A 25305-nucleotide genomic window follows, 5' to 3' on the forward strand; every position below is an offset into this window, starting at 1 on the left:
CGACTATTCTAATGGAAGCCCTTGGCCGGGACAAACAGTCAATGTGTCTTTATGCCTGTCCTGGACGATTTGATGGCATGTACTGCCATGCATCCAGAAAACCCCCACATTGCTTATAGCCAGTGTAGTGCCAGCCCACCCAAGCCCAGCAGCAGACAATACCAGCCGAAGGGGCGCAGCGATTCGAATTCGCTTTTCTTGAAATAGCGCATGAGAAACCAGGTGCTGGCATAGGCACAGGCCCCGGACAGCAGTCCGCAGCTCAGTAACAAACCCCAGGGCTGGGCATGGCCGCTGTGTGCCAGTTTGGGCAGTTCCAGCACGCCGGCCGCCAGGATGATGGGGGTGGCCAGCAGGAAGGAGAAGCGCGCTGCGGCGGCGTGGTTCAAACCATGGGCCAGGCCGCTGAGCAAGGTGACGCCGGAGCGGGAAATGCCAGGCAGCAGGGCCAATGCCTGGCCGCTACCAATCTTGATGGCACCCATCCAGCTCAGTTCGTCCAGCGTCTTGACGCTGGACGCCTGTTGTTTACGGTCGCCCCACAGCAGGAGTAGGCCGTTGATACTGAGAAAAACCAACACGGCCGTAGCACTGCTGAACAGCACGCGCAGTTGCTTTTCCAGCAGCAGCCCCAGCAGGCCGGCCGGAATGGTGCCAGCTACCAGTCGCCACATCAGCCGGGCTTCCGGATTGCTGTTGCTGCCACGCGCACGGATGAAGCCGGTGATGAGCGCGCGCCAGTCGCGATGGAAATACAGCAGCAAGGCAAGGGCGGTGCCCAGGTGCAGCATCACCATGAAGGGAAGGAAGTCAGGGTGATTACGATTGAGAGACCAGTGCAGCCAGTCCGGAATCAGGATGCCATGTCCCAGGCTGCTGATCGGAAACAGTTCACTGATACCCTGGATGACGGCAAACAAGAGTGCTTCAACTGGATTCATGATTCTGATGTGTAGGTACGGTATGGAATGGGAAAGCTTTTACCAGACAAATAAGTCATTTTGATGACGTGTCATCTGGCCCACCTGGCCAACATTGCTGAATCCAGTCTGGCAGTTGAGGGCCGGTCAGCAGTGTGCTGTCGTAGTCGGGCGAGAGCCGGGAGGCCAGTGCATACAGTTTGCGACTGGTGTTCGCTTGCCAGTTACCGGCATAACCTGGCAGTCCGGCCTCACGCCGGACGAAGTCGAAGCGAACCTGGGAATGGACAAATTCCTGATGCTGCAACTGGCCTTCGGCATAGGGGCGTAACCAGTTGAGTGCCAATTGCAGACTGCCGCCAGAGGGCGCCTTGTCGTGCAGCCAGTCCTGCTGCCACTGCCGTGCGGCAATCGCCGCCCGTACCAGCGGTTCCAGATCGTAGGTGACATAGTGCAGGGCATCGCGTTCGCGGTAGTCCAGCGTTTCACCCTGGGCATTGATATTGCGTTCCAGATGCTGACGGAACAGCTCGCCAGCCGTTTTTTGCAGGCTGGCATCCTGCAGGGCAAGGGCCGACAGGGTAATCAGCTTGATGCGGTGACTGTTCCAGTTGTTCTTGAAGGTGGCACCCAGCGGCTGACTGGCCGTACGAATCCGCCAGATATAGCCTTCGGCCAGCTGTCGTAGCAGTTGCCGTGTCTGACTGGCGGTGGCAGCGGGTAACTGATTGGCGGTAATGGCGTAGGCGTCAATCAGGGCTTCCAGATCGGTTTCGTCAATGGGGTTGAAGGATGGTTGATACACCGGGGTCCAGGCATCCAGCTGTCTTGCCACTCCGTCCAGATAGCGAGAGTCGCCAGTGCCGCGCCAGGCCAGTGCCAGGTCGCGCATGCGGAACCAGTCCTGTTTGGCCTTGACGCTTTGGTCGAAAATGCCCTGGTGCGGCAATGTTCCTTCGGTATGGATCTGCGGCAAGGGGGAGGGCGCTTGCTTGAGCGCGGCCTCTGCCCTGTGCAGTAAGGAGGGGGCAGCATTGCCAGCCATGCACCAAGGGGCTGGCTGGCTGGCAATGGCCATGCTTGTCCCCGCAAGCCAGCACAGCAGCATGCTCAGGGAAATGGGCAGTGAACGCCAGTTAGTCAGCATGTCTGGGAGTCTGGCAGCAGCTGGGGAAGCCAGACTGCATGCACGCAGGGCCATCAAGGGTGAAGATTTGCTGAGTCTAGCAAATATTTACGCTTGCTGCGGCACTGGGCGCTCAGTGTTCCGGGTCGAGGGCGTCCTGCTCCAGCTCGGCTTCCATCTGGGCGCGGATGGCGGCAAAAAACTGGTGGATTTCCTGTACGGCGGGGGAGATGGCGGCCAGCCATTGTTCGCGCTGGCTGCTGTCGCTGTTGTCGATGTAGGGGCGCATTTCCGGGTCCGGGTGGCGTTCGAAGGCCAGTGCCATGATGGCTTCCAGTGCTGTTGCATGTTCGGCATCGTCAAACAGCAGGTTCCAGTCGTCTTGCTGTAGTTGCATGCCTTCGACAAAACCTTCGGCCCAGTCATTGCCATGCACCACGCCTTGTTCATCCGCATCCAGCCAGGGCTGGAATTCCGCGCCTTGTTGCAGGGTGTGGGCGATATCCAGCCAGTGGCCCATCAGCAGGCCGACGAATTTTTCCAGATCCTTTTCACTGCGAAAAGCCTGCTCGTCATCAAAGGCTTCGCCCAGGATCAGCGGCAGGCATTCGGTGGGTTTGATGGCTTCGGGGCCACACAGCAAGGCGGTGAAAAAGCCGTCCAGCTTTTCCAGGTTCATGCACTGCAGGCGGGAGAAACGTTGCAGGGTAGTGGACAGGCGCTGGTAGTCGGCCTCGGTCAGCGGAGCGTGTTTCATCGGCGGGTCTTTCGGTCTCAATGCGCCATTATCGCTGATCGCGGGCCGGACTGCCCACTTCCCTGTTCTGGTTTACTCCTTCCAGCGCATCGGTGGCAGGGCGGCAAAGGCATCGCGCAGTGCCCGGCCCCAGCCGGTGTGCAGTTGCTGGTAGTAGGGGTCGTGCTCGGTAATGCGCTGGTGGATGCCGGGGCCGAAGTCGTCCTTGTCATACACCAGCATATCGATGGGCAGGCCGACCGACAGATTGCTCTTCATGGTGGAGTCAAAGCTGATCAGTGCACACTTGGCGGCGTCTTCCACCGGGGTGTGGTAGTTCACCACCCGGTCGATGATGGGCTTGCCGTACTTGGCTTCGCCGATCTGGAAGTAGGGTGTGTCCTGCGTGGCCTCGATGAAATTGCCCTGCGGGTAGATGTTGAACAGGCGCGGCGCCTCGCCGCGGATTTGCCCGCCCAGCAGGAAGGAACAGCCGACTTCGATCTTGGACTGGCTGAGGGTAGGGCCGTCACGTTCGACAATTTCCCGCAGGGTGTCACCCACCAGGCAGGCGGCATCGTACATGGACGGCACATTCAGGATGTTGCGCTCACTGCTGCTGGCACTGGCGCGCTGGCGCAACAGGCTGACCACGCTTTGGGTGGTGGCCAGGTTGCCGGCGGACAGCATCACCAGCAGGCGCTCGTCCGGTTGCTGGAAAAATTGCATCTTGCGAAAGGTGGACACGTGGTCCACCCCGGCATTGGTACGGGAGTCCGAGGCAAACAGCATGCCGGACGCAAGATTCATGGCGACGCAGTAAGTCATGATGCAGCTACTTGTGTGGTGGAGTTGAGTCAATCTAGCTGCTGTGTCACTGGCCGTCCAGCCAGACGCGCGCCTGAGCGGTCATGCTTTCGGTGCCACCGCCAAAGCGCACACCGCGCACCGGGCAGGCATCGAGATAATCCATGCCGATGGCCAGCTTCAGGTGATGCTCGTTGGCTGCCACGGCATTGGCCACGTCAAAACTGTGCCAGGCTCCATCCACCCAGGCTTCGGCCCAGGCATGGCTGGATACATGGTCTGCCGCATGTGCGGGCGAGTAGACATAGCCGCTGACATAGCGCGCCGGAATACCCAGCTGACGGGCGCAGCAGAGAAAGACGTGGGTATGGTCCTGGCACACACCGGCACCTTTGGCAAAGGCCGCCGCCGCCGGGGTGTGGCTTTGGGTTTCGCCGGGCAAGAAGGGCATGCGCTCGCGAATGCCTTCCACCAGCGATTGCAGCTGGGCGAGGCTGGGCGTTGTCTGGCGGTAAGCGGCGGCAAAGCGGCACAGGGCTTCATCCGGTGTGGTCAGCTCGGTCTGGCGCAGGAAGAACAGCGGCGGCAGGTCGTCGCTCAAGGGCGCGGTGTCGTCGGTTTCCACTGTGCCGCTCACCTTGATGCGGATTTCCTGGTGCGGGTAGTCCAGGGTGAGGACGTGCAGGATGTTGCCGTAGCTGTCGGTGCTGCGATGGGCAGCCACCGGTAGCTCCAGTTGCCAGTCCAGAATGTTCAGGCCGTTGCCGCCTTGTGGGGTCAGGCGCAGGTATTGGGTGCTGTGACGTACCGGGCTGTCGTAGCGATACAGCGTTTCGTGGCTGATGGCGAGTCTCATGGCTATCCCTTTCTGTGTGATGCGGACCGGTCTGCACTCAGGCAGCTTCCAGATAACTATGGTGGATGGTGTTGCCCAGCAGGATGATGTCGTTGATCAGGCTGTCCAGTGTTTGCTCCAGCCCGTCGGCAAAGATGTCCTCGATGCTGCTGTAGGTCAGCCGTGCCTGGATTTCACTGGCGCGACGGCGTGCGCTGCGACCGGCATGGCCTTCGATACGTGCCAGTACCTTGTTGATTTCGCCAAAGCAGGCGCGCAGGCTGCGCGGCATGTCGTGGCGCAGGATCAGCAGTTCGGCCACCCGCTCCGGAGTGATGCTGTCGCGGTAGATGTCGCGGTAGGCCTCGAAGCCGGACACCGAGCGCAGCAGCGCCGCCCACTGGTAGTAGTCGAGGATGTTTTCCGCTTCCGGCTCGTTGTCACTGATCTGCTTGGTTTTCACGTTCAGGATGCGCGCGGTGTTGTCGGCGCGTTCGATGAAGGTGCCCAGGCGGGAAAAGTGGAAGGTGTCGTTGCGCAACATGGTGCCGTAGCCTGCGCCACGGAACAGGTGGGAGCGTTCGCGCACCCATTCCAGAAAGGTGGAAGCGCTGCGGGTATCCATGCCGCGGGCATGCCATTCGCGCATTTCCAGCCAGGTGCCGTTGACCTGTTCCCACATTTCGGTGGTGATTTTCACCCGCACCACATGGGCGTTTTCCCGTGCATTGCGCATGCAGTTGTAAATACTGCCAGGGTTCTCACTGTCCAGTGCCAGGTAGTGCAGCACGGCTTGCGGGGTGGGGGTGTGGTGACGGCGCAGAAAATCCGCCGTGCTGCCGGTGACATCCAGCGGTACCAGCAAATCGTCTTGCGAAGACGCATGCAGCAGCGACATCTGCAAGCTGACATCCAGCAAGCGCGCAGTATTTTCGGCGCGTTCCATATTGCGTGCCATCCAGTACAGGCACCCTGCCATTCGGCTCAACATGTGATGTCCTCCTTCAGTATCCAGGTATCTTTGGTGCCGCCGCCTTGCGACGAGTTGACCACCAGCGAGCCTTCTCGCAGTGCCACACGGGTAAGGCCGCCGGCCACCAGCTGCACTTTCTTGCCCGACAGCACGAAGGGGCGCAGGTCGATATGGCGCGGCGCAATGCCGGATTCGACAAAAGTGGGGCAGGTGGACAAGGACAGCGTGGGCTGGGCAATGAAGTTGGCCGGGTCTTCCAGAATACGCAGGCGATAGGCTTCGATTTCCGCCTGGGTGGCGGCCGGGCCCACCAGCATGCCGTAGCCACCGGCACCGTGGACTTCCTTCACCACCAGCTCGGCCAGATGCTCCAGCACGTAGGCCAGGTCGTCCGGCTTACGCAACTGCCAGGTGGGCACGTTATGCAGGATGGGCTCCTCGCCCAGATAAAAGCGGATCATGTCCGGCACATAGGGGTAGATGGACTTGTCATCCGCCACGCCGGTGCCCACCGCATTGCATACGGTGACGCGGCCTTCGCGGTACACCGACATCAGGCCGGGCACGCCCAGCATGGAGTCGGGATTGAAGGCCAGCGGGTCCAGATAGGCATCGTCCAGTCGGCGGTAAATGACATCCACCTGTTGCGGGCCGGAGGTGGTGCGCATGTAGACATAGCCGTTCTTGACGAACAAGTCCTGGCCCTCTACCAGCTCCACCCCCATCTGGCTGGCCAGGAAGGCGTGCTCGAAATAGGCGCTGTTGTACTGACCGGGTGTGAGTACCACTACCGTGGGGTTGTCCACTTCGGCAGGCGATACCGAGCGCAAGGTATCCAGCAGCATGTTGGGGTAGTGCTCCACCGGGGTGATGTCATGGCTGGCAAACAGCTCGGGGAACAGCCGCATCATCATCTTGCGGTTTTCCAGCATGTAGCTCACGCCGGATGGGGTGCGCAGATTGTCCTCCAGCACATAAAAGCCACCGTCGTTGTGGCGGATGATGTCCACCCCGGCAATGTGGGCGTATACCTGGCGCGGCAGGTCTATGCCCTGCATGGCCAGCTGGTAGCCGGCATTGGTGAGGATTTGCTCGGGCGGGATGATGCCGGCCTTGAGGATCTCCTGTTCGTGGTAAATGTCGTGCAAGAAGCGGTTGAGTGCCGTGACGCGCTGGATGCAGCCTGCTTCCAGGGTTTTCCATTCACTGGCAGAAATGATGCGTGGAATGGTGTCAAACGGAATCAGCCGTTCCGAGCCGCTCTCGTCGCCGTATACGGCAAAGGTGATGCCCACGCGGCGAAACAGGGTGTCAGCCTCGCTTTGCTTGTCGCGCAGCCAGGCCAGTGGCGCCTGGTTCAGCCAGTTGGCAAAACGCTGGTAGGACGGGCGGGTGTCTTGCCCGGGCATCAGCATTTCGTCGTAGTGGGTGTGGTCTAGCGGTGTAATCCGGTGCATCGCGCATTCCCCCTTGTTGGCTTGTAAAGGGAGTAAGGCAATAAGCGTGCCCAGAAATGCCGGGCAACCGTCATTTTGACCGTGACCCAGGCAGGGCGCAGGCCTGAAGCAGGTAAAGCGCTGGGCGAGCAGGTGGGAGGTCGTGGTGCTGAGCGCCGTTTTTCAGCGCTGCATTGAAAATTGATTGATTAATGCTGCTGTAAAAAATAAAGAAAGATGGCGGTGCTGCACCTTAATGACACATGGGTGCAAACTGTGGTGCAGGCTGTGGCTGAGAATGGTGCAGGGCGGTGCAGTCCGGGTTGGCGATGCCGGGGCAGGTGGGCGTGAAGGCCACCTGCCACCGGCTGTCCGGGTGATCAGAGGATTTCGGCGATATTGCGTGCGGCGCGTTTGGCATCGAGGAAAATCAGGCCCAGCTTGGCTTCACGCCGGGCAATCACGGTGAGTACGGCATCCTTGCCGGCATAACTCATCAGGATGTAGCCGTTGTCCCCTTTTACCATGACTTGTTCCAGTTCACCGCGAGCCAGTTCCTTGGCGGTGCGCTCACCCAGTGACAGCATGGCGGCGGCCATGGCACCTACCCGGTCTTCGTCCACATCCTGTGGCAGCAGAGCGGCCATGGTCAGGCCGTCGGACGAGATGATGGCCGAAGCTTCGATATCGGCCGAGGCACCGTTGAGGTCACTCAGGATGGATTTGAGCATTTGTTCACGCATGGTTTTCTCCAGGGGATATTCTGTGGCCCGTGTCGGGGCGGGCGCTTGTTCAGGCGTAACGACGGCTGAGCAATTCGATCAGCGTCACGAAGTGTTCGTCTTGCAATTGCGGTGTACCGCCTATCACCAGCACGAATGACTGCTGGCCCACATGCAAGGGGAAAAAGCCCAGCTCGCTATGACCGGCCGGGTTGCTGACCGCCCAGGCGAGACTATGGATGTTGAGATTGTTTTTCAGCAGCAAACCATGGCGGCGATTGAGCGACATGATGTCGCCGGCCAGTGCGGCAATTTCTTCGGCCGATTCGTGGTGAAAACCCGCGGTGGCGTAGTACAGGCCGTTGTCGTCGGCCAGCAAGGCCCGGCCGGTATCGGACAATGCGGCCAGCAGCGTGGGCAACTGGCTTTCCAGATTCATCGCCAGTGCGGGGCGCGGCTCGGTGGTGCCGTGGACAAAATCCAGTCGTTGCAGGCGATACAGGGTTTCCAGCCCGCGTTCCAGATTGTTGTCATGCCATTCGGCCAGCAAATCGGTGGTGAGCGGAACTGCATGTCCAAGGCGCAGGATATGGGTGAGCAGCACGCGCGCGGCATCCTGATCCGGGCTGGATACCGCGTAATAGGCACCGGCCGGACTGGTGATCGGATACAAGGCGTCCTTGAGCGCAAGGTGGTCTGACATCATCAGCTTTCCAGCCCGGGATCAATGGAGAACAGCAAGGCCAGCACCAGTTTTTTGACGTCCTCCCGGGAGCGGGCGTCAATTTCGAAAATGGGCGGGCGCATATCGAATTTTTCCAGCAGCGCGGCATAGGTTTCGATGCTGGGCGTGGCGCGCACATCGGTCTTGGTGACGCCAATCACCAGCGGGGCGACTTTCAGCATGTCGCGAAAGGCATTCAGGAAGAATTGCAGGTCTTTCACCGGGTTGGCCCGGGTATTGTCCAGCAGCAGGATCAGCCCGATACCGCCATGGCTGAGAATGTCCCACATGAAGTCAAAGCGTTCCTGACCTGGTGTGCCATACAGGTGCACCTTGGTGGCCTCGTCCAGCATCAGCACCCCGTAGTCCAGTGCTACGGTGGTGGTGTCTTTGCGGTTGAGCGTCATGTCGGATGCGCGGGCATCGGTCGTAACCGGTGCAATATCACTGATGGCGCCAATGGCGGTGGTTTTGCCAGCGCCTACCGGTCCGGCAAAGATGATTTTGTTATCGTAAGCTCGCATGGATAAGGGGGTTCCTGGTTACAGGCCAATGACTTTTTTCAGCAGTCGCGACAGCAAGCTGCCACTGCCTGGTGCGGTCTGGATGCTGGCCGGGGCTGTATCCGTCGCGGATACGGCAGCAGCGGCTTCCTTGCGTGGCGGGGGGCGCACCGGTTCGGTGCTCATCACCTGCAAGGTGGTGTTGCGGTTTGGCAAGTCCAGGATGCCGATGCCATAGGCGGCTGCCAGATAGTTGAACAGATGCTCCGGCGGCACTTTCAGCAAGCGGGTGATCAGCTTGAGATTCACCGGGGTACGCGTCAGAAAGGCAGTGATGCGCATGGCTTCCGGAATGGGGGCCAGCCGCGTCAGATTTGGCCAGTAGCGCAGGCGTATAGGGGTGTCGGCGGAGATGCCACGCATCAGCCTCCCCTGACAGGTCCAGATGGCAAGCTGCCAGGCCAGGGTTTGCGGGCGGATTTCCTCCCCTTTGGCGGGGGCGCTGCCGTCGTTCCAGGCTTGATGGTCCACTTCCTGGCTGCTGTGGGCGCATAGCGCTTGCAGGCTGTCCAGTGGTTGCAGCAGCCAGGCCTTGTCTTGCGCTGCCTGTACGATCAGCACCGGCACCTCGCGCACGCGCACTACCGCATTGCTGCGCTGGCGCAACAGGCGCGCCACCAGGCCGAACAGGCCGGCATGCGGATCGAAACGGGCATAGTTGATGATGTGTGTTTCGGCATGGGCTGCAGGCTGAGTGGGGCTGGTGTGATTCGTACTGCTCGGCGGCAGCATGCTGCGCACCACGTCGTCATGGCTGTTTGCCTGCGCGGTATCCTGCTGCTCTGCTGCGCTATCCGCCGCGGTCGAGTCATCCGGCAAGTCCATCAGCTGGGGCAAATCGGATGCTGCCACCTTGTGGCTTTCCTGCTGGCGGGCGGCGGCCTCGGCACGATGGGCGGCCTGTGACTGGCTGATCACCGCATCCAGCGTGGGGGCCACGCTGGCCACATAGGCTGCGGCATCGCTGACCGTAGCGTGGCTGCTGGTGTCCGCCTGGTTTGTAGTCCTGGCTGGGTGTGCAGCGGCATGCGCTGGCCGCTGTGCGGGTGTTTGCTCCAGCATGGTGCGCAGCGGGCTGGTTTGCGGCGGCTGGCGTAGCAGCTCGCGCATTTGCGGAAACAGGGTTTCAATGCGGATAGGCTTGCGCAGTACCGCTGCCGGGGCGTCACTGGGTGGCGTGGTGGTGACGATCAGCGCAGGCAGGTGCGGGTGTTCGGCGCGGAAATCATGCCAGGCATTCCAGCCGGTGATGCTGTCCACATCGACAATGGCCAGGTCCGGATTCAGGCCCGGGGCCTCATCCAGCAGCTGGTAGTGCTGATGCGAGTGGTGCATGCGAAACGCCATGCGGAATACCGACAGTTTGCGGGTATCCATGCCCACCGGCATGACGGTGATGGATTGGGTTTGTGCAGTGTTGCTGGGCATCATGGTCTGGTTTCTCAGGCCGCAAGACGTGGCTGGTTGAGGCGTTGCTTCATGGCTTGTACGAACTGGCCCAGCATGGCGGTGATTTCGATGGGCGGGCAGGCCAACTGCTCGCGCACTTGGCGGGTCAGCCAGGTAAAGCGCGCCAGATCGCCCAGGTGTTCGTACAGCTTGAGCAGCGGCGGGTAGAGCGTGGCATCAGCCGGATTCGCCAGTACTGCCGCTTCCAGCGTCTTGATGGCCATGTCGATCTGGCCGAATTCAACAAACTGCTCGGCTTCGGCCAGTGCATCATCCAGCACCTGTCCAGCCTGTTGCGGCTGACCGACCAGCAGTAGCGGCAGGCGCTGAGTGCTTGGTGCCTGCGCGTGGATATACCCCATGCGACGGCCGATTTCTTCCAGCGCCATACGGTCTGGCTGGGCTTCCAGTGCCAGTAACAGCGGGTGTTCACCCAGCCGGTAGCCCAGTTGCAGCAACTGTTGCTTCAGATTGAGCCCGGCGTTGCCAATGGCCACGTGAAATTGCCACAGATAGCGGCAGAACAGGGACAGCTTGCGCGTCATGTAGCAGGCTCGCAGGGTGTCGATCAGCCGGGACAGCGAGACGCCTTCTTCAGCGGCCATGCTTTGCAGGGCGGGCAGGGCAGCGGCCGGTTCGTGGCAGGCCAGCAGGATGCTGGCCTGACGGGCCGCAGGCAGCAGGGCGGTGAGCGTAGCCAGTTCGCGCGGGTTCAGCGGAGAGAGTTCGGTGCTGCCTTCCACCAGCACTACGCGGGGAAGTTGCGCGGCAATCTGCACGGCTTCACTGGTGGATACCACCGGCTGATCCGGTGTCTGGCCGACAGCACGCAGCAGCAGTTCTTCATGACTGTGCTGGGGCAGGTGATCGCCCAGTTGCTGGTTGACCGCGTCTATGCCCAAGCCCAGCCGGCTTTCGGCCACCACGCGCAGCGACAGGTTTTGCGGGTCTTCCTGCAAGCCCAGGAACACCGCGTCGGTCAGCTGCTGCCGGTCCAGCAGGCTGCGTTCATGCAGGCGTTCGAGCATGTCGCTGTAGTCATCAATCCAGCGCAGGCTGAGATAAAGCTCGGACAGGCGCTTGAGCTGGCTGGGCGCATTGACCGAACTGCCATCCACATAGCTGCGCAGGGCCAGAGCGGCCTGTTCCAGATAGCCAAACTGCAAAAACACGTCAACTTCGGCCAGGATGTCCAGGTCGTCAACGGCGTAGGACAGTGTTTGTTCGCCCTCATCTTCGCTGTCGGCTTCGCTGAGCTCTGCTGTCTCGGCCAGTACGTCGGCCTGGATGGTGGGCTGAGGCGCTGCCTGGGGGCGAGGCTGGCGGATGACAGCTTCCGGCAGCAATTGCCCTTGTTGCAGAGGCGCAGGGCCGCTGGCCTCGGGCTGACGGCGCAACAGCACCACCAGCAGCATGCCCACCAGCAATAGCAGGACGAGGCTGGCGGCCATGGCTTCTGGTGATGCGCTTAATTGGGCAAGCAAGGTGCTAAGGGAGTCCATGGGGCAGGCTGCTCAATCCAGCGTGTAATCGGCGGCGGTAATCAGGTCGGTACCGCATTCCAGGGTTTCAAACCAGTCGAGGAAACGCTTGACCATGTCCTTGCCCTTGAACGAGCCGCCGTGCTGCGGCACGATCCATTCCACATCCAGCTGGCGAATCATGTTCACCCACAGGCGGCAGGCCTTGTTATTGGTCATGTAACGCTTGTGAAAGCCCAGCATGTGCCGGTCGATCAGGTGGGCGTCGAAGTCGGCCACCGGTTTGCCGGCGTCGTGGCCGTCCATCAGCGAGGCACCGATGTCGCCGGAGAACAGGATTTTGCTGATCGGGTCGTACACCTGGAAAAAGCCGACGGTGTGCAGGTAATGCGCCGGAATGATCTTGAGGGTGGACTCCCCCAGTGTGATGTCCATGCCACGTGGCGGGATGGGAATCAGCCGGCCTTCGGTGGCCCCGCGAATGCAGAAGTGCGGCAAGAAGCGCACCCATTCCTGCGCGATGATGATCTGGGCATCGGTAATCAGCAGCCAGCCATTGGCCGAGGCGATGATGTCCGGGTCCTGGTGGGAGGCGAAAATGTAGCGGGTGTGCGAGGGCAGGAAGTAGTCGGCCAGCTCGGCAATCAGGTGCTTGTAAGTCAGGTTGCCGCCCGGGTCCAGCAGCATGCCGTCGCCTTTGTCGATGATGGCAAACTGATTGGACTGGATGCCTTCTCCCTGTACCAGCTCGGTAAATGCAACGCACTTGTGATTACCATCATCATAAAGCACCAGAGCCATGACTGTTCCTTGCGTGAAATTGCCGCCCGGACGTGGTGCGCAGAAGGAATGCAGCCGATTACGGCAAAATCGGCAGCAGTCTGCTTGTCAACGTCATCGGGACTTGTGAGAAGCTGTTTATTATTTTCATTTGGCTCTAAACGGTTTTGATATGAGTCAATAATGGCATAAATGCATGATGAATATGCATATGGAATATAAATTTTACATGGCCGGTGAAATGTGGAAGTAGATTCAAAGACTTCCAGAGGCAGATGGCAAAGCAGATGTGAACCAAGCAGAAGCAGGCCTGTCCGGGCTGCTGCCCGGACCAGCAGACAATCAGGCGATGATGGCTTAGCGTTGTCTGAGTGCGTGCGCGGCTTCGCTGATGGCTTGCAGCAGTTGTGGGTCGCTGGCCGGATTGGCGGCCAGGTATAAGGGGTCGCCCTGTGGCAGGGTGAATACCGCGTCAAATTGCTGCTCGGGCAGCTTCAGTCGTATCAGCTGGCTGCGCAGCTGGTCCGGGTCGGCAATCAGCAGCTGGGCAGCCCCGCTCTGAAGCAAACGCGGGCACTCCTGCTGACTGTTGGTGGTGATGTACTGGCTGTTTTCCTGGAATCCGGCCTTGACCAGGAATTCCTCTTGTACGTCACGATTGCCCACGCACACCTTGCAGCAGTTTTTTACCTGTTCCAGGTTTTGTGGAGCAACGGAGGTTTCGCCGTGCAGCCGGTAGAACACCCGTTGCATGTAGGCAATCTGACTGAGCCAGACAAACTGGTTTTCCCGGATGCTGGTACGGGCAATCGAGTAAATCAGGGTGTTGGGACGGGTGGATGCAATACGATAGGCACGGGCCCAGGGCAGGACCTGAAAATCGGCTTTCAGCCCGGCGCGAGCCAGGATGTCTTTGACCTTGCGCGTACTGGCACCAACCAGGCTGCCCTGGCCATCCACCGTATTCAGCCAGGACTCGTTTTCCGTGACCACCAGCAGCCGCGCTTCCGCCACGGCAGGCTGGGCCAGGCTGTTCAGCAACAATACCGTGCAGACGAGGTTCAGGCATGACAGAAGGCGGCGAATGACTGGCATGGGAGACTCCGGCAAGCACGCGATAATGAATACACTATAAACGACAACAGCCGCAGGGTTGCCCCTACGGCTGTTCTCATCCTGCGGCAATGCTTACAGCTTGCCTTCCAGCCAGGACGGCAGGCTTTCCAGTGCTGCAGCCAGGTTTTCCGGCTGGGTGCCGCCGGCCTGTGCCATGTCCGGGCGGCCACCGCCCTTGCCGCCTACTTGCAGGGCAACCTGATTCACCAGCTCACCGGCCTTGACCTTGCCGGTCAGGTCCTTCGAGACACGGGCAATCAGGCTGACCTTGCCGTCGGCCACGCAGGCCAGCAGTGCCAGGCCGCTTGCCAGCTTGTCCATCACCTTGTCGCTCATGTCGCGCAGGGTGGCAGCGTCGATGTCGTCGATCTTGCTGATCAGGCAGGCCACGCCCTTGATGCTTTGCTGTTTGCCGGCCAGCAGTTGGTCGAGCTGACCCAGTGCCAATTGGCCCTTCAACTGCTGCGCCTGTTTCTGCGCGGCTTTCAGTTCAGCCTGCAGTTTTTCCAGCTTGGACAGCAGTTCGCCCGGTTGGGCCTGGGCGATGGCCGCGGCGGCTTTCAGTTCGCCATCCTGTGCCTGCACCAGTGCCACGGCACCTTCGCCGGTGACGGCTTCGATACGACGTACGCCAGCAGCCACGCCGGTTTCGGCGATGATCTTGAACAGGCCGATGTCGCCGGTGCGCTGAACGTGAGTACCGCCGCACAGTTCGGTGGAGAAGTCGCCCATTTTCAGCACGCGCACGGTGTCGCCGTATTTTTCGCCAAACAGGGCAATGGCACCGGCCTTGATGGCGTCGTCGTAGGACATGTGAGCAACGCTGACTGCCACGTTGTGGATCACCACGCGGTTGACGATACGCTCTACCTCGGCCAATTGCTCGGCAGAAACCGGTTCGTTGTGGGCAAAGTCGAAGCGGGCACGTTCCGGGTTCACCAGCGAACCCTTCTGCGCCACATGTTCACCCAGTACATGACGCAGCGCGGCATGCAACAGGTGCGTGGCAGAGTGGTTGCGTGCGGTGGCGGCACGCTTGTGCAGGTCGATGGTGGCGGTCACGCTGTCGCCCACCTTCAGGCTGCCACGTGCCAGACGGCCCTTGTGACCGAATACCGCAGCCTGCACCTTCTGGGTGTCGGCCACATCGAACAGCGCAGCGACGCCGCCCTGGGCGGAGATTTCACCCACATCGCCCACCTGCCCGCCGCCTTCTGCATAGAAGGCGGTATTGTCCAGCACTACGATGCCTTCGTCGCCGGCTTCCAGCTGCTGTACGGCTTCATTGCCCTTGTACAGCGCCAGAACCTTGGCATCCACGCTGGTGGATTCGTAGCCGTTGAACACGGTGTCGGCACCGCTGTAATCCACATTGCCGGCCATCTTGAAGGACGAAGCGGCACGGGCGCGTTCGCGCTGGGCTTCCATCGCCTTGTCGAAGCCGTCCTGATCCACTTCCACTTCGCGTTCGCGGCAGATGTCGGCGGTCAGGTCCAGCGGGAAACCGAAGGTGTCGTACAGCTTGAAGGCGGTTTCGCCATCCAGCACCTTGCTGTTGGCTGCCAGAGCGGTTTCCAGCAGGGCCATGCCCTTGTCCAGGGTTTCGGCAAAGCGCAGTTCTTCCTGGCGCAGGGTGTCTTCGATTTCGGCCTGCTTCTGGCGCAGTTCCGGATAAGCCTGACCCATTTCCTCGGCCAGATCAGCCACCAGCTTGTGGAAGAACAGGCCTTTCTGACCCAGCTTGTAACCGTGGCGGATGGCGCGACGGATAATGCGACGCAGCACATAGCCACGACCGTCGTTGGACGGAATCACGCCATCGGCAATCAGGAAGGAACAGGCACGGATGTGGTCGGCAATCACTTTCAGCGACGGCACGTCCATGCTGAAGGGCACGCCGGTTTCGCGGGCGGCGGCTTTCAGCAGGTTCTGGAACAGGTCGATCTCGTAGTTGGCGTGTACGTGTTGCAGCACGGCCGAGATGCGTTCCAGGCCCATGCCGGTATCCACCGACGGCTTGGGCAGCGGATGCATGGTACCGGTTTCGTCGCGGTTGAACTGCATGAACACGTTGTTCCAGATTTCGATGAAGCGGTCACCGTCTTCTTCCGGGCTTCCCGGCGGGCCGCCCCAGATATGGTCGCCGTGATCGTAGAAGATTTCGGTACACGGGCCGCAAGGACCAGTGTCGCCCATTTGCCAGAAGTTGTCCGAAGCGTAGGGTGCGCCCTTGTTGTCGCCGATGCGGACAATCTTGTCAGCCGGAACGCCGATTTCCTTGTTCCAGATGTCGAAGGCTTCGTCGTCGGTGGCGTACACCGTCACCATCAGCTTGTCCTTCGGCAGGGCCAGCCATTGTTCGCCGGTGAGGAATTCCCAGGCGAAGTGGATGGCGTCGCGCTTGAAGTAGTCGCCGAAGCTGAAGTTGCCCAGCATTTCGAAGAAGGTATGGTGACGTGCGGTGTAGCCGACGTTTTCCAGGTCGTTGTGCTTGCCACCGGCGCGTACGCATTTCTGGCTGGTGGTGGCACGGGTGTAGGGGCGCTTGTCAAAGCCGAGGAACACGTCCTTGAACTGGTTCATGCCGGCATTGGTAAACAGCAAGGTGGGGTCTTCCCACGGTACCAGCGAACTGGAGGCTACTACCTGGTGGCCTTTGGAGGCGAAGAAATCCAGGAATTTCTGGCGAATTTCGGAGGTTTTCATGTCGTTTTCGTCAAGATTGAATTCGTTGGCATCGGCGTGGGGGCTGATGCTGAGCATGCTGGATTGTGTCAAGCCGCAACAAGGCTGGCAAGGGCTTCGGCTCAGGCTGCGTCTAGTCCGGGTTGTCCGGAGGGAAATCATCATCGCCGCTGCCTGCCATCACCTGCCGGATGACACTCATGCCAAAGCCGCGTGCCGCCAGAAAGCGCATCTGTTTTGCCCTTTCCTGCGGCGTGCTGGCCACGCTGCCAAACTTCTTTTCCCACTGTTGCCGGGCCAGGGCCAAATCGTCACGCTCGGCCAGGACGTCGGCAATGTCTTCCTGGCCGACACCGCGCTGGCGCATTTCCTGCTGCAGCCGCCGGGTGCCGTATTTCTGGCCCTTTATGTCGGCAAACTGGCGGGCAAAGCGGCTGTCGGACTGCCAGTTACGCTCGGCCAGTTCGTCCAGCAGGGTGGCCAGTTGTTCCGGGCTTTCGGCAAACGGCGCGAGCCGCCGCTCCAGTTCCCGCCGGGTGTATTCGCGGCGGGACAGGAGATCGACGGCTCGCGCCTTCAGGCTTTTTTCCATCAGCCAGCCGGGTACTTATACGTCCAGTACGTCGTCAGCCATCTCTTCGGCGTCGTTCTCGGTGATTTCCACCTTGATGCCGACCGCTTCGCGGATCTTGCCTTCGATTTCCTGGGCGATGGCCGGGTTGGACTTCAGCCATTCGCGGGTATTGTCCTTGCCCTGGCCGATTTTCTGGCCGTTGTAGGCATACCAGGCGCCGGATTTCTCAATAAAGCCGTGCTTGACGCCCAGCTCGATGATTTCGCCTTCGCGGCTGATGCCTTCACCGTACAGAATATCGAAATCGGCCTGGCGGAACGGCGGCGATACCTTGTTCTTCACCACTTTGACGCGGGTTTCGTTACCGATTACCTCGTCAGCCTTCTTGATGCCGCCAACGCGACGGATATCCAGACGCACCGAGGCGTAGAACTTCAGCGCGTTACCACCGGTGGTGGTTTCCGGGTTGCCAAACATCACGCCGATCTTCATGCGGATCTGGTTGATGAAGATCACCAGGGTGTTGGTGCGCTTGATGTTGGCGGTCAGCTTGCGCAGTGCCTGGCTCATCAGGCGGGCTTGCAGGCCGACGTGGCTGTCGCCCATTTCGCCTTCGATTTCGGCCTTGGGTACCAGGGCGGCCACCGAGTCGATCACGATTACGTCAACACCGCTGGAGCGCACCAGCATGTCGCAGATTTCCAGCGCCTGTTCGCCGGTGTCCGGCTGGGAAATCAGCAGGTCTTCCACGTTGACACCCAGTTTCTGGGCGTAGATCGGGTCCAGTGCGTTTTCTGCGTCGATGTAGGCGCAGGTGCCACCCAGTTTCTGGGCTTCGGCCACGGCCTGCAGACACAGGGTGGTTTTACCGGAAGATTCCGGGCCGTAGATTTCCACGACACGGCCGCGCGGCAGACCGCCAACACCCAGTGCCAGGTCCAGGCCCAGCGAACCGGTGGATACCACTTGCAGGTTTTCGTTGATCTGGTTGTCGCTCATCCGCATGATCGAACCCTTGCCGAACTGCTTTTCGATCTGGGCAAGGGCTGCCGCCAATGCGCGGCTCTTGTCTTCTGACGCCATGCTGTCTCCAATTGCGTGTAGTGGAATCGATAGATGGGGGATTATCGCACAAAGGCAAGAGCCGACAAATGCGAAACGCGGCTTGAAATGACACCAATACACGCAACATGGTATTGATGGAGAGGCTGGTCGGAATCGCCCGGTCAGGTAAAATGAGAGCATGATGAACGAGCGCGCACAACGTCTGCTGAAAACGCTGATCGAACGCTATATTGCCGATGGTCAGCCGGTCGGGTCGAAAACCCTGTCCATGCTGTCCGGCATGGAGCTGTCATCTGCCTCCATCCGCAACATCCTGGCCGACCTGGAAGGCATGGGGCTGATTGCCTCGCCGCATACCTCGGCCGGACGCGTGCCGACGGCCAAGGGCTATCGCCTGTTTGTCGACCATCTGCTGACCATCCAGCCGCTGGAAGAGCTGGCCATGCGCGAGCTGGAAAGCAGCCTGCAGCCGGACAGCCCGCAGCGCATTGCGCAGGCGGCATCCACCTTGCTGTCCGACCTCACCCACTTTGCCGGGGTGGTGGTGACGCCGCAGCGCTCTGATGTCGCTTTTCGCCAGATCGAATTCCTGCGCCTGTCCGAGCGGCGCATCCTGATGATTCTGGTGACGCTGGATGGCGATGTGCAAAACCACTTGCTCACCACCGAACGCGATTACAGTCCGAGCGAACTGGTGGAGGCCGGCAATTTCATCAACCAGCATTATGCCGGCCAGGGCCTGAGTGCCATCGCCAGCCGCGTGGCAGTGGAGTTGCGCGAACTGCAGGGTAACATCACCGAACTGATGTCGGCCGCGGTGCGCTTTGGTCAGAGTTCGCTGGGCAGCCCCAGTGATGCGGTAGTGATTGCCGGTGGCATGAATCTGCTGAATGTGCGCGACCTGTCGGAAGACCTGTCGCGTCTGCGCGAGCTGTTTGCCACTTTCGAGCGCAAGACCGAACTGCTGAAGCTGCTGAACCAGGGGCAGGAAGCGCAGGGCGTGAATATTTTCATCGGCGAGGAGTCCGGCGTGATGACGCTGGATGAATGCTCGGTGGTGACCGCACCCTACAGCATCAACGGCATGGTGGTGGGCACGCTGGGCGTGGTCGGCCCCACCCGCATGGCCTACGAACGGGTGATCCCCATTGTCGACATTACCGCGCGGCTGGTTTCCAGCGCGCTCTCTTATTAAGCCGCACTGACGGCAACAAACGGAATTTCCGATGAAACGATTTTTGATGGCCGCCGCGCTGGCTGGCAGCATGATGTCTTCCCTGGCGCAGGCTGATGCCGCCTTGCTGGGCAGGGCGGACGTGCAACGCTATATCGACGAGCAGGTGGCCAGTGGCGTGTTCAACCGCCCGGAACTGGAAGCGGTATTTGCCAATGTGGAGCTCAAGCCCAACATCATTGCCATTCTGGACAAGCCGGCGACATCCCGGCCCTGGTATCAGTTTCGCGGTAGTTTTTACAACGAACGCCTGCTGAAAAACGGCGTGGCTTTCTGGCAGCAGCATGCCGCCACCTTGCAGCGTGCCGAGCAGGTGTATGGCGTACCGCCGGAAATGGTGGTGGCCATTCTGGGCATAGAAACCAATTACGGCCGCAACACCGGCAGCTTCCGCCTGGCTGATGCGCTGACCACCATTGCCTTCAACTACCCGCGCCGCGCCGAGTACTTCCGCGGTGAGCTGACCGAATTCCTCAAGCTGTCCAAGGAAGAAGGCATCGACCCATTGACGCTCAAAGGCTCTTACGCCGGGGCGATGGGTCTGCCGCAATTCATGCCGTCCAGCTTCCGCAAATGGGCGGTGGATTTTGACGGCAGCGGCCATCGCGACATCTGGAATAACGTCGACGATGCCATTGGCAGCGTGGCGCATTACTTCCAGCTGCAAGGCTGGCGGCATGGCGACGACGTCGTTATTCCTGCCGCAGTGCAACCGGGCGTCGATTTGAGCAGCCTGGTGGCGGACAAATTCAATCTGCATCTGACGGTGGGTGAACTCAAGGCGCGCGGTGTGCTGCCGCAAGCCCAGGTGGCCGATAATGTGCAGGCGGTACTGGTGCCGCTGGAAACCGCGCCGGGTGTGACGGAATACTGGCTGGGGCTGAACAATTTCTACGTGATTACCCGCTACAACAAGAGCACCCTGTATGCCAAGGTGGCACAAGAGCTGGCGGCCGAGCTGCGCTTGCGCTACCTGAATGCCCAGGCCCAGCAAGCAGCGCAGCCGGTGGCTGATCCCGCGAATCCGGCCCAGTAAGGCCAGCCATACCGGCAGGCGGCCACTGTCAAAAGAAGTCGCCTTGCCGGCCGATTGCCATTAAAATCCGCCCCCATGAGCTATCAAGTCCTTGCCCGCAAGTGGCGCCCCAAACGCTTTGCCGATCTGGTCGGCCAGGAGCACGTGGTGCGCGCCCTCTCCAATGCCCTGAAAGAAGAGCGGCTGCATCACGCCTATCTGCTGACCGGCACCCGCGGGGTGGGCAAGACCACCATCGCACGCATTCTGGCCAAGAGCCTGAACTGCGAAACCGGCACCACAGCCGAGCCTTGCGGTGAGTGTTCCGCCTGTCGCCAGATCGATGCAGGCCGCTTTGTCGACCTGCTGGAAATCGACGCTGCTTCCAATACCGGCATCGACAATATCCGTGAAGTACTGGAAAACGCGCAGTATGCGCCCACTTCCGGCCGCTTCAAGGTGTACATCATCGACGAAGTGCACATGCTGTCCAAGAGTGCCTTCAACGCCATGCTCAAGACGCTTGAAGAGCCGCCGGCCCACGTCAAGTTCATTCTGGCCACGACCGATCCGCAAAAAGTGCCGGTGACGGTATTGTCGCGCTGTCTGCAGTTTTCCCTGCGCAACATGACGCCACAGCAAGTGGCAGGCCATCTGGCCCATGTGCTGCAAGTGGAAAACGTGCCGCACGAAAGCGCTGCGCTCGCCCTGCTGGGCCGTGCCGCTGCCGGTTCCATGCGCGATGCGCTGTCACTGCTGGATCAGGCCATTGCCTATGGCATGGGCGATGTCCGTGAAGACGGTGTGCGCGCCATGCTGGGCGCGGTGGATCGTCGCTACCTGTTTGTATTGCTGGATGCACTGGCCGCTGGTGATGGCGCAAAGCTGATGGCCGAAGCTGAACAGCTGGCACAGCGTGGCATCGGTTTTGACAGCGTGCTGGCCGAAATGGCCGTGCTGTTGCAACAACTGGCCATGGCGCAGACCGTGCCTACGGCCATTGCTGACGACGAACCCGAACGCGACGCATTGTTTGCACTGGCCAGCCTGATTGCGCCGCAAGACGTGCAGCTGTACTACCAGATTGCCATTCATGGCCGTAAGGATCTGGCGCTGGCACCGGACGAACACGCCGGTTTCAATATGACCCTGCTGCGCATGCTGGCCTTCCATCCGGTCAATGCCCAGGCTGAGACTACCACCGCACCGCGCAGCAATGCCGCGCCAGCCAGTCATCGACCGGCACCGGCAGCCGCCAGTGCACCGGTTGCGGTGACTGCCGCCGAGCCGACCACCGATGGTTCGGCTGCCGCCCGCGCCTTGCTGGCCGGCCTGGCCAATCGCAAACCGGCCAGCCGTCCCGCCGAGCAGCAGGCTTCCCCGGCGGCCGACGCCGACCCGGAACCTGCGCCCCGGCCTGAGCCTGTCGCACCGCCACCCGCGCCGGTAGAGGCGGTAGCCACACCGCAAGTTGCGCCTGCTGTGGCAGCGCCGGTTGCTGCATCCGCGCCTGCTGAAGAGACGCCTGAAGCTGAAGACCAGGCCAGCGAGCAAGATAGCGAACTGGAAACCGCGGCGCCGTGGGACGAAGGAGACGAAGGCGATGCCCTGCCAGCCTATGCCATGGCCGAGGAGGCCGAGGAGGCCGAGCTGGCGGAAACCGTGGCCTATCAGTTTGACGGCGACTGGGGCGCGCTGGTGGGCCTGCTGGGTACCCGCCTGGGTGCCGCCCGCATGCTGGCACACAATGCCGTACTGAAAAACTGGAGTCAGTCGCGGCTGGAGCTGGCGGTGCCGGACAGCTTCCGTCACATGGCCACCCGCGACTATCAGGAAAAACTCAAGGCTGCGCTGACCGAGCAATTCGGTCAGCCGGTCGAACTGGTGGTGACAATCGAGGAACTGGGGCTGGAAACTCCGGCCATGCAGGGTGCCCGTCATCGTCAGGAACAACTGGCCCAGGCCCGACAATGCCTGGAAAACGATCCGGTCATCCAGCAACTGGTGCGCGAAATGGGCGCCACGCTGGTGGCGGAAACGATTCAACCTTTGCAGGAGTTGTGACATGTTCGGTAAAAACGGTATCGCTGGTCTGATGAAGCAAGCCCAGCAAATGCAGGAAAACATGAAGAAGGCCCAGGAAGAACTGGCCACCGTGGAAGTGGAAGGCCAGTCCGGTGCCGGCCTGGTGAAAATCGTCATGACTTGTGCCCACGATGTGAAGCGCGTGTCCATCGACGACAGCCTGCTGGATGATGCCAAGGAAGACAAGGAAATGCTGGAAGACCTGATTGCCGCAGCCGTCAACGACGCGGTACGCAAGGTGGAAGCCACTTCCCAGGAAAAAATGTCCGGCTTTACCAACGGCCTGAATCTGCCGGCCGGCATGAAGTTGCCGTTCTAAGACCCGCTCACAAAACCCCCGATTCTGCGTTGCGCCGACTTGCCGTACTCACTGTACTGTCTGCGTCGGCGCGCCTTGACTCGGGTGCTCTACGAGGTTTTGTTAGCGGCTCCAAGCCCCTTGCAACTGGCGGGGCCCGCCAATGATTGACAGCCTGTGGGAGTGGGAGCCGGCATGGAGCAGGTATTGCAGGGACGTTGTCTGTGCGGAGCGGTGCGCTATCAATGCCATGGCCGCCCCTTGAGCGTGACTTACTGCTATTGCAAGACCTGCCAGCTGGCCAGCGGCGCGCCGGTTTATCTGGGAGCGCTGTACCCTGCTGGTGCCGTGCGCTGGCAAGGCAGCACCACCGCCTACCGCTCCTCGGCGCTTGGCCTGCGGCATTTTTGCGGGCAGTGCGGTTCCACCCTGTTTTATGAATGTACCGATGGCAGCGGGCGGGTGGAAATCACCATTCCCACACTGGAAACGCCAGCGGTATTGCGGCCTGACTGTCATGAGTGGACGGCCAGTGCCATTCCCTGGTTTCACCTGGACGACGAGCTGCCGCGTTATCCGCAGGGCGCGCCGGACGACTGATGCCTTGCCTGTTCCTCTTTGCCAAACCCGTATCTCGGATTGCCGATGAAAAACCCACCCGCGCTTGAACAATTGATTGCTGCCCTGAAAGTCCTGCCTGGTGTCGGCCCCAAAACCGCCCAGCGCATGGCCTTCCATTTGCTGCAACGGGACAAGACCGGGGCGGACAAGCTGGCGCGGGCGCTGGATCGGGCGCTGAACCATCTCACCCATTGCGAGCGCTGCAATACCTTCAGCGAAACCCCGCTGTGCAGCATCTGTGCCGACCCGGAGCGCAGGCCGGACCAGCTGTGCGTGGTGGAAATGCCGGCCGACCTGATGACGCTGGAGCAGGCCAAATGCTATCAGGGCCTGTATTTCGTGCTGATGGGGCGTATTTCGCCGCTGGACAATATCGGCCCCAAGGAAGTCAATCTGGACAAGCTGATGGTGCGGGCGCTGGACGATGTGGTGGAGGAGGTGGTGATCGCCACCAATTTTACTGCCGAGGGCGAAGTCACCGCCCACATGATTGCCGAGCTGATCAAGGGCCGTGGTCCCAAGGTGTCGCGCATTGCGCGCGGACTGCCGGTGGGCGGCGAGCTGGAATACGTCGACCTGAGCACGCTGGCACAGGCGGTGTACGAACGCAAATCGCTGACCGCCCAGACCGACCCGTCCAGGCCGCCGGGCTGAGCGTTACGGCAAGCGCTGTCACTCCATGGTTTGCCGCAGCAGTGCGCCTAACAGGGCAATGCCCTCGCGCTGGTGCAGCGGGTCGAAAAAACTGAAGTTCAGCCGCAAGGCATTGGCCGCGACCGGGTGCGGGTAGAACAGCGTGGCCGGTGCGTAATGTATGCCCTGTTCGATGGCCAGCGGCAGCAAGGCAGCACAGTCCAGCCCTTCCGGCAACACCACCCACTGGAAATAGCCGCCCTCGGCGCGCAGCAAGCGGCTGCCCGCCGGGAAACTCTCCATGATTTGCTGCACCATGGCATCGCGCCGCTGCCGCAGGCCGGCACGCAGCCGGGTCAGCATGTCGCCGTGCTGGCCGGTGGCCAGCAGCCGTGCCAGCGCCATCTGGCTGGGCAGGGGGGTGCCCAGCGAGCTGCACAGCTTCAGCCCGCGCACGGTGTCGCTCAAGCGCCCGGCTGCAATCCAGCCTACCCGGTAGCCCGGTGCCAGCGATTTGCTGAACGACGAGCAGTGCAACACCGTGCCGCTACGGTCGTAGGCCTTGAGCGGGCTGGCCCCCTGCTTGCCGAAGTACAGTTCGCGGTAGGTGTCGTCCTCGATGATGCATACCCGGTATTTCTCGGCCAGTGCCACCAGCGCGCGCTTTTGCGCTTCCGGCATCACCAGGCCGGTGGGGTGCTGGAAGTTGGCCATCAGCACGATGCCGGCCGGGCGTTGTGTGCGGAGCGTTTCTTCCAGTGCAGCCAGATCCAGGCTGCCTTGCTCGGACAGGGCCGCCGGCAGCATGGCAATGCCCAGATGACGCAGTTGTTCCAGCGCTGCCGGGAAGGCTGGTGTCACCACCACCATGCTCTGGCTGCCGGAGGCGCTGACCGCCGCGCGCATGGCCAGGGTGAGTGCCTCCATGCCGCCGCAGGTGATCAGCAGTTCGTCCCCCGCCAGCGCAATGCCCTGACTCAGATAATGCAGGCCCAGCTCGCGGCGCAGACCGTCAAAACCTTCCAGCGGTGTGCTGGACAGGGCTGCGCGGTAGTCCTGCAAGGCACGGCCCAGCGCCCGGTTCATCGGTGTGGTGTTGATCAGCGCCGGGTTGATGAAGGGGCAGCCCCAGGGCATGGGCAGGGCGGTGGTCAGGTGTTCCATGCGCAGGGTTTGCGGCGCGGCGGTTTCGGCCGGTGCTGCGCGTGTGGCGGGCGGACACACGCGGAAGCCGGAGCGCGGCAGCGCTTGCAGCAAGCCCTGCCGCTCCAGCTCGGCATAAGCGCGCTGGGCGGTGGTGAGGCTGACGCCATGGTCCTGGCATAGCTGGCGCAAGGAGGGCATGCGGTCACCGGCGCGCAGCTGGCCCTGTTCGATGGCGTGGCGGAACAATTGCGCCAGTTGCTGGGTTTTGCTCATGGGCTGAT

Annotated in this window: 24 protein-coding genes; 6 read left to right on the forward strand and 18 right to left on the reverse strand. The window is 61.1% G+C overall.

The window, feature by feature from the left end; genetic code table 11:
* Positions 1 to 113: 113 nt before the first annotated feature.
* The 17 genes from HWX34_RS13705 to recA form a co-directional block, all read right to left on the reverse strand.
* Positions 114 to 941 (reverse strand): undecaprenyl-diphosphate phosphatase, encoded by an 828-nt coding sequence (locus tag HWX34_RS13705; RefSeq protein WP_178972756.1) that lies wholly within the window; start codon positions 939 to 941, stop codon positions 114 to 116.
* 55 nt (positions 942 to 996) lie between these two features.
* Entirely contained in the window at positions 997 to 2067 is a 1071-nt protein-coding gene (locus HWX34_RS13710; protein ID WP_178972757.1) for an alginate lyase family protein, read from the reverse strand.
* Between the two features lie 112 nt (positions 2068 to 2179).
* Positions 2180 to 2803, reverse strand: coding sequence for a YecA family protein (locus tag HWX34_RS13715; RefSeq protein WP_178972758.1), 624 nt, complete (start codon positions 2801 to 2803; stop codon positions 2180 to 2182).
* Positions 2804 to 2875: 72 nt separating this feature from the next.
* Positions 2876 to 3610: a proteasome-type protease gene (locus HWX34_RS13720; RefSeq protein WP_178972759.1), complete on the reverse strand. Its 735-nt coding sequence runs from the start codon at positions 3608 to 3610 to the stop codon at positions 2876 to 2878.
* Between the two features lie 46 nt (positions 3611 to 3656).
* Complete coding sequence (locus HWX34_RS13725; protein ID WP_178972760.1) at positions 3657 to 4445, reverse strand: transglutaminase family protein; 789 nt, start codon at positions 4443 to 4445, stop codon at positions 3657 to 3659.
* A gap of 37 nt (positions 4446 to 4482) precedes the next feature.
* Entirely contained in the window at positions 4483 to 5415 is a 933-nt protein-coding gene (locus tag HWX34_RS13730; protein WP_178972761.1) for an alpha-E domain-containing protein, read from the reverse strand.
* Positions 5409 to 6854, reverse strand: coding sequence for a circularly permuted type 2 ATP-grasp protein (locus HWX34_RS13735; RefSeq protein WP_178972762.1), 1446 nt, complete (start codon positions 6852 to 6854; stop codon positions 5409 to 5411). Before HWX34_RS13735 ends, HWX34_RS13730 begins: the two co-directional genes overlap by 7 nt.
* Positions 6855 to 7213: 359 nt before the next feature.
* Complete coding sequence (locus tag HWX34_RS13740) at positions 7214 to 7576, reverse strand: roadblock/LC7 domain-containing protein (protein WP_045846088.1); 363 nt, start codon at positions 7574 to 7576, stop codon at positions 7214 to 7216.
* A 49-nt stretch (positions 7577 to 7625) separates the two neighbouring features.
* Positions 7626 to 8261 carry a peptidase M23 gene (locus HWX34_RS13745; RefSeq protein WP_255496738.1) on the reverse strand — a complete coding sequence of 212 codons (636 nt, stop codon included), beginning with the start codon at positions 8259 to 8261 and terminating at the stop codon, positions 7626 to 7628.
* Positions 8261 to 8803 carry an ATP/GTP-binding protein gene (locus HWX34_RS13750; RefSeq protein WP_178972763.1) on the reverse strand — a complete coding sequence of 181 codons (543 nt, stop codon included), beginning with the start codon at positions 8801 to 8803 and terminating at the stop codon, positions 8261 to 8263. The genes HWX34_RS13745 and HWX34_RS13750 overlap by 1 nt, the downstream gene beginning before the upstream one ends.
* An 18-nt stretch (positions 8804 to 8821) precedes the next feature.
* Positions 8822 to 10273: a hypothetical protein gene (locus HWX34_RS13755; protein ID WP_178972764.1), complete on the reverse strand. Its 1452-nt coding sequence runs from the start codon at positions 10271 to 10273 to the stop codon at positions 8822 to 8824.
* An 11-nt stretch (positions 10274 to 10284) separates the two neighbouring features.
* Entirely contained in the window at positions 10285 to 11793 is a 1509-nt protein-coding gene (locus tag HWX34_RS13760) for a hypothetical protein (RefSeq protein ID WP_178972765.1), read from the reverse strand.
* Between the two features lie 12 nt (positions 11794 to 11805).
* Positions 11806 to 12573, reverse strand: coding sequence for an MBL fold metallo-hydrolase (locus HWX34_RS13765; RefSeq protein WP_178972766.1), 768 nt, complete (start codon positions 12571 to 12573; stop codon positions 11806 to 11808).
* Positions 12574 to 12909: 336 nt separating this feature from the next.
* Positions 12910 to 13647 carry an ABC transporter substrate-binding protein gene (locus tag HWX34_RS13770; protein WP_178972767.1) on the reverse strand — a complete coding sequence of 246 codons (738 nt, stop codon included), beginning with the start codon at positions 13645 to 13647 and terminating at the stop codon, positions 12910 to 12912.
* A gap of 93 nt (positions 13648 to 13740) precedes the next feature.
* Positions 13741 to 16374 (reverse strand): alanine--tRNA ligase, encoded by a 2634-nt coding sequence (gene alaS / locus HWX34_RS13775; protein WP_178972833.1) that lies wholly within the window; start codon positions 16372 to 16374, stop codon positions 13741 to 13743.
* Between the two features lie 112 nt (positions 16375 to 16486).
* A complete protein-coding gene (gene recX / locus HWX34_RS13780) occupies positions 16487 to 16945 on the reverse strand; it encodes a recombination regulator RecX (protein ID WP_178972768.1) in 459 nt (152 codons plus the stop codon).
* Between the two features lie 15 nt (positions 16946 to 16960).
* Positions 16961 to 18010 carry a recombinase RecA gene (recA, locus tag HWX34_RS13785; RefSeq protein ID WP_178972769.1) on the reverse strand — a complete coding sequence of 350 codons (1050 nt, stop codon included), beginning with the start codon at positions 18008 to 18010 and terminating at the stop codon, positions 16961 to 16963.
* A 160-nt stretch (positions 18011 to 18170) separates the two neighbouring features.
* Here recA and hrcA point away from each other — a divergent pair, with 160 nt between their 5' ends.
* From hrcA to recR, 6 genes are all read left to right on the forward strand, one after another.
* Positions 18171 to 19187 carry a heat-inducible transcriptional repressor HrcA gene (hrcA, locus tag HWX34_RS13790; RefSeq protein ID WP_178972770.1) on the forward strand — a complete coding sequence of 339 codons (1017 nt, stop codon included), beginning with the start codon at positions 18171 to 18173 and terminating at the stop codon, positions 19185 to 19187.
* A gap of 31 nt (positions 19188 to 19218) precedes the next feature.
* The gene (gene mltB / locus HWX34_RS13795; protein WP_178972771.1) at positions 19219 to 20262 is read left to right on the forward strand and encodes a lytic murein transglycosylase B; all 1044 of its coding nucleotides are present in this window, start codon (positions 19219 to 19221) and stop codon (positions 20260 to 20262) included.
* Between the two features lie 75 nt (positions 20263 to 20337).
* Positions 20338 to 22305 carry a DNA polymerase III subunit gamma/tau gene (dnaX, locus tag HWX34_RS13800; RefSeq protein WP_178972772.1) on the forward strand — a complete coding sequence of 656 codons (1968 nt, stop codon included), beginning with the start codon at positions 20338 to 20340 and terminating at the stop codon, positions 22303 to 22305.
* Position 22306: 1 nt separating this feature from the next.
* Positions 22307 to 22645 (forward strand): YbaB/EbfC family nucleoid-associated protein, encoded by a 339-nt coding sequence (locus tag HWX34_RS13805; protein ID WP_045846077.1) that lies wholly within the window; start codon positions 22307 to 22309, stop codon positions 22643 to 22645.
* Between the two features lie 174 nt (positions 22646 to 22819).
* Positions 22820 to 23224, forward strand: a complete 405-nt coding sequence (locus HWX34_RS13810) for a GFA family protein (RefSeq protein ID WP_178972773.1) — start codon at positions 22820 to 22822, stop codon at positions 23222 to 23224.
* Between the two features lie 45 nt (positions 23225 to 23269).
* The gene (recR, locus tag HWX34_RS13815) at positions 23270 to 23899 is read left to right on the forward strand and encodes a recombination mediator RecR (RefSeq protein WP_178972774.1); all 630 of its coding nucleotides are present in this window, start codon (positions 23270 to 23272) and stop codon (positions 23897 to 23899) included.
* Between the two features lie 18 nt (positions 23900 to 23917).
* Here recR and HWX34_RS13820 read toward each other — a convergent pair whose 3' ends face one another.
* Positions 23918 to 25297: a PLP-dependent aminotransferase family protein gene (locus HWX34_RS13820; protein ID WP_178972775.1), complete on the reverse strand. Its 1380-nt coding sequence runs from the start codon at positions 25295 to 25297 to the stop codon at positions 23918 to 23920.
* Between the last annotated feature and the right edge of the window lie 8 nt (positions 25298 to 25305).

The sequence above is a fragment of the Aquitalea sp. LB_tupeE genome (genome assembly GCF_013391415.1).
Classification (GTDB): domain Bacteria; phylum Pseudomonadota; class Gammaproteobacteria; order Burkholderiales; family Chromobacteriaceae; genus Aquitalea.

Coding starts and splice junctions, on each gene's coding strand:
- HWX34_RS13750 (WP_178972763.1), bottom strand. CDS start 8,803: ATGCGAGCTTACGATAACAAAATCATCTTTGCCGGACCGGTAGGCGCT.
- HWX34_RS13720 (WP_178972759.1), bottom strand. CDS start 3,610: ATGACTTACTGCGTCGCCATGAATCTTGCGTCCGGCATGCTGTTTGCC.
- HWX34_RS13710 (WP_178972757.1), bottom strand. CDS start 2,067: ATGCTGACTAACTGGCGTTCACTGCCCATTTCCCTGAGCATGCTGCTG.
- recR (WP_178972774.1), top strand. CDS start 23,270: ATGAAAAACCCACCCGCGCTTGAACAATTGATTGCTGCCCTGAAAGTC.
- hrcA (WP_178972770.1), top strand. CDS start 18,171: ATGATGAACGAGCGCGCACAACGTCTGCTGAAAACGCTGATCGAACGC.
- recX (WP_178972768.1), bottom strand. CDS start 16,945: ATGGAAAAAAGCCTGAAGGCGCGAGCCGTCGATCTCCTGTCCCGCCGC.
- HWX34_RS13715 (WP_178972758.1), bottom strand. CDS start 2,803: ATGAAACACGCTCCGCTGACCGAGGCCGACTACCAGCGCCTGTCCACT.
- HWX34_RS13735 (WP_178972762.1), bottom strand. CDS start 6,854: ATGCACCGGATTACACCGCTAGACCACACCCACTACGACGAAATGCTG.
- HWX34_RS13805 (WP_045846077.1), top strand. CDS start 22,307: ATGTTCGGTAAAAACGGTATCGCTGGTCTGATGAAGCAAGCCCAGCAA.
- HWX34_RS13740 (WP_045846088.1), bottom strand. CDS start 7,576: ATGCGTGAACAAATGCTCAAATCCATCCTGAGTGACCTCAACGGTGCC.
- HWX34_RS13820 (WP_178972775.1), bottom strand. CDS start 25,297: ATGAGCAAAACCCAGCAACTGGCGCAATTGTTCCGCCACGCCATCGAA.
- HWX34_RS13765 (WP_178972766.1), bottom strand. CDS start 12,573: ATGGCTCTGGTGCTTTATGATGATGGTAATCACAAGTGCGTTGCATTT.
- recA (WP_178972769.1), bottom strand. CDS start 18,010: ATGGCGTCAGAAGACAAGAGCCGCGCATTGGCGGCAGCCCTTGCCCAG.
- HWX34_RS13705 (WP_178972756.1), bottom strand. CDS start 941: ATGAATCCAGTTGAAGCACTCTTGTTTGCCGTCATCCAGGGTATCAGT.
- mltB (WP_178972771.1), top strand. CDS start 19,219: ATGAAACGATTTTTGATGGCCGCCGCGCTGGCTGGCAGCATGATGTCT.
- HWX34_RS13760 (WP_178972765.1), bottom strand. CDS start 11,793: ATGGACTCCCTTAGCACCTTGCTTGCCCAATTAAGCGCATCACCAGAA.
- HWX34_RS13770 (WP_178972767.1), bottom strand. CDS start 13,647: ATGCCAGTCATTCGCCGCCTTCTGTCATGCCTGAACCTCGTCTGCACG.
- HWX34_RS13755 (WP_178972764.1), bottom strand. CDS start 10,273: ATGATGCCCAGCAACACTGCACAAACCCAATCCATCACCGTCATGCCG.
- dnaX (WP_178972772.1), top strand. CDS start 20,338: ATGAGCTATCAAGTCCTTGCCCGCAAGTGGCGCCCCAAACGCTTTGCC.
- HWX34_RS13745 (WP_255496738.1), bottom strand. CDS start 8,261: ATGATGTCAGACCACCTTGCGCTCAAGGACGCCTTGTATCCGATCACC.
- alaS (WP_178972833.1), bottom strand. CDS start 16,374: ATGAAAACCTCCGAAATTCGCCAGAAATTCCTGGATTTCTTCGCCTCC.
- HWX34_RS13730 (WP_178972761.1), bottom strand. CDS start 5,415: ATGTTGAGCCGAATGGCAGGGTGCCTGTACTGGATGGCACGCAATATG.
- HWX34_RS13810 (WP_178972773.1), top strand. CDS start 22,820: ATGGAGCAGGTATTGCAGGGACGTTGTCTGTGCGGAGCGGTGCGCTAT.
- HWX34_RS13725 (WP_178972760.1), bottom strand. CDS start 4,445: ATGAGACTCGCCATCAGCCACGAAACGCTGTATCGCTACGACAGCCCG.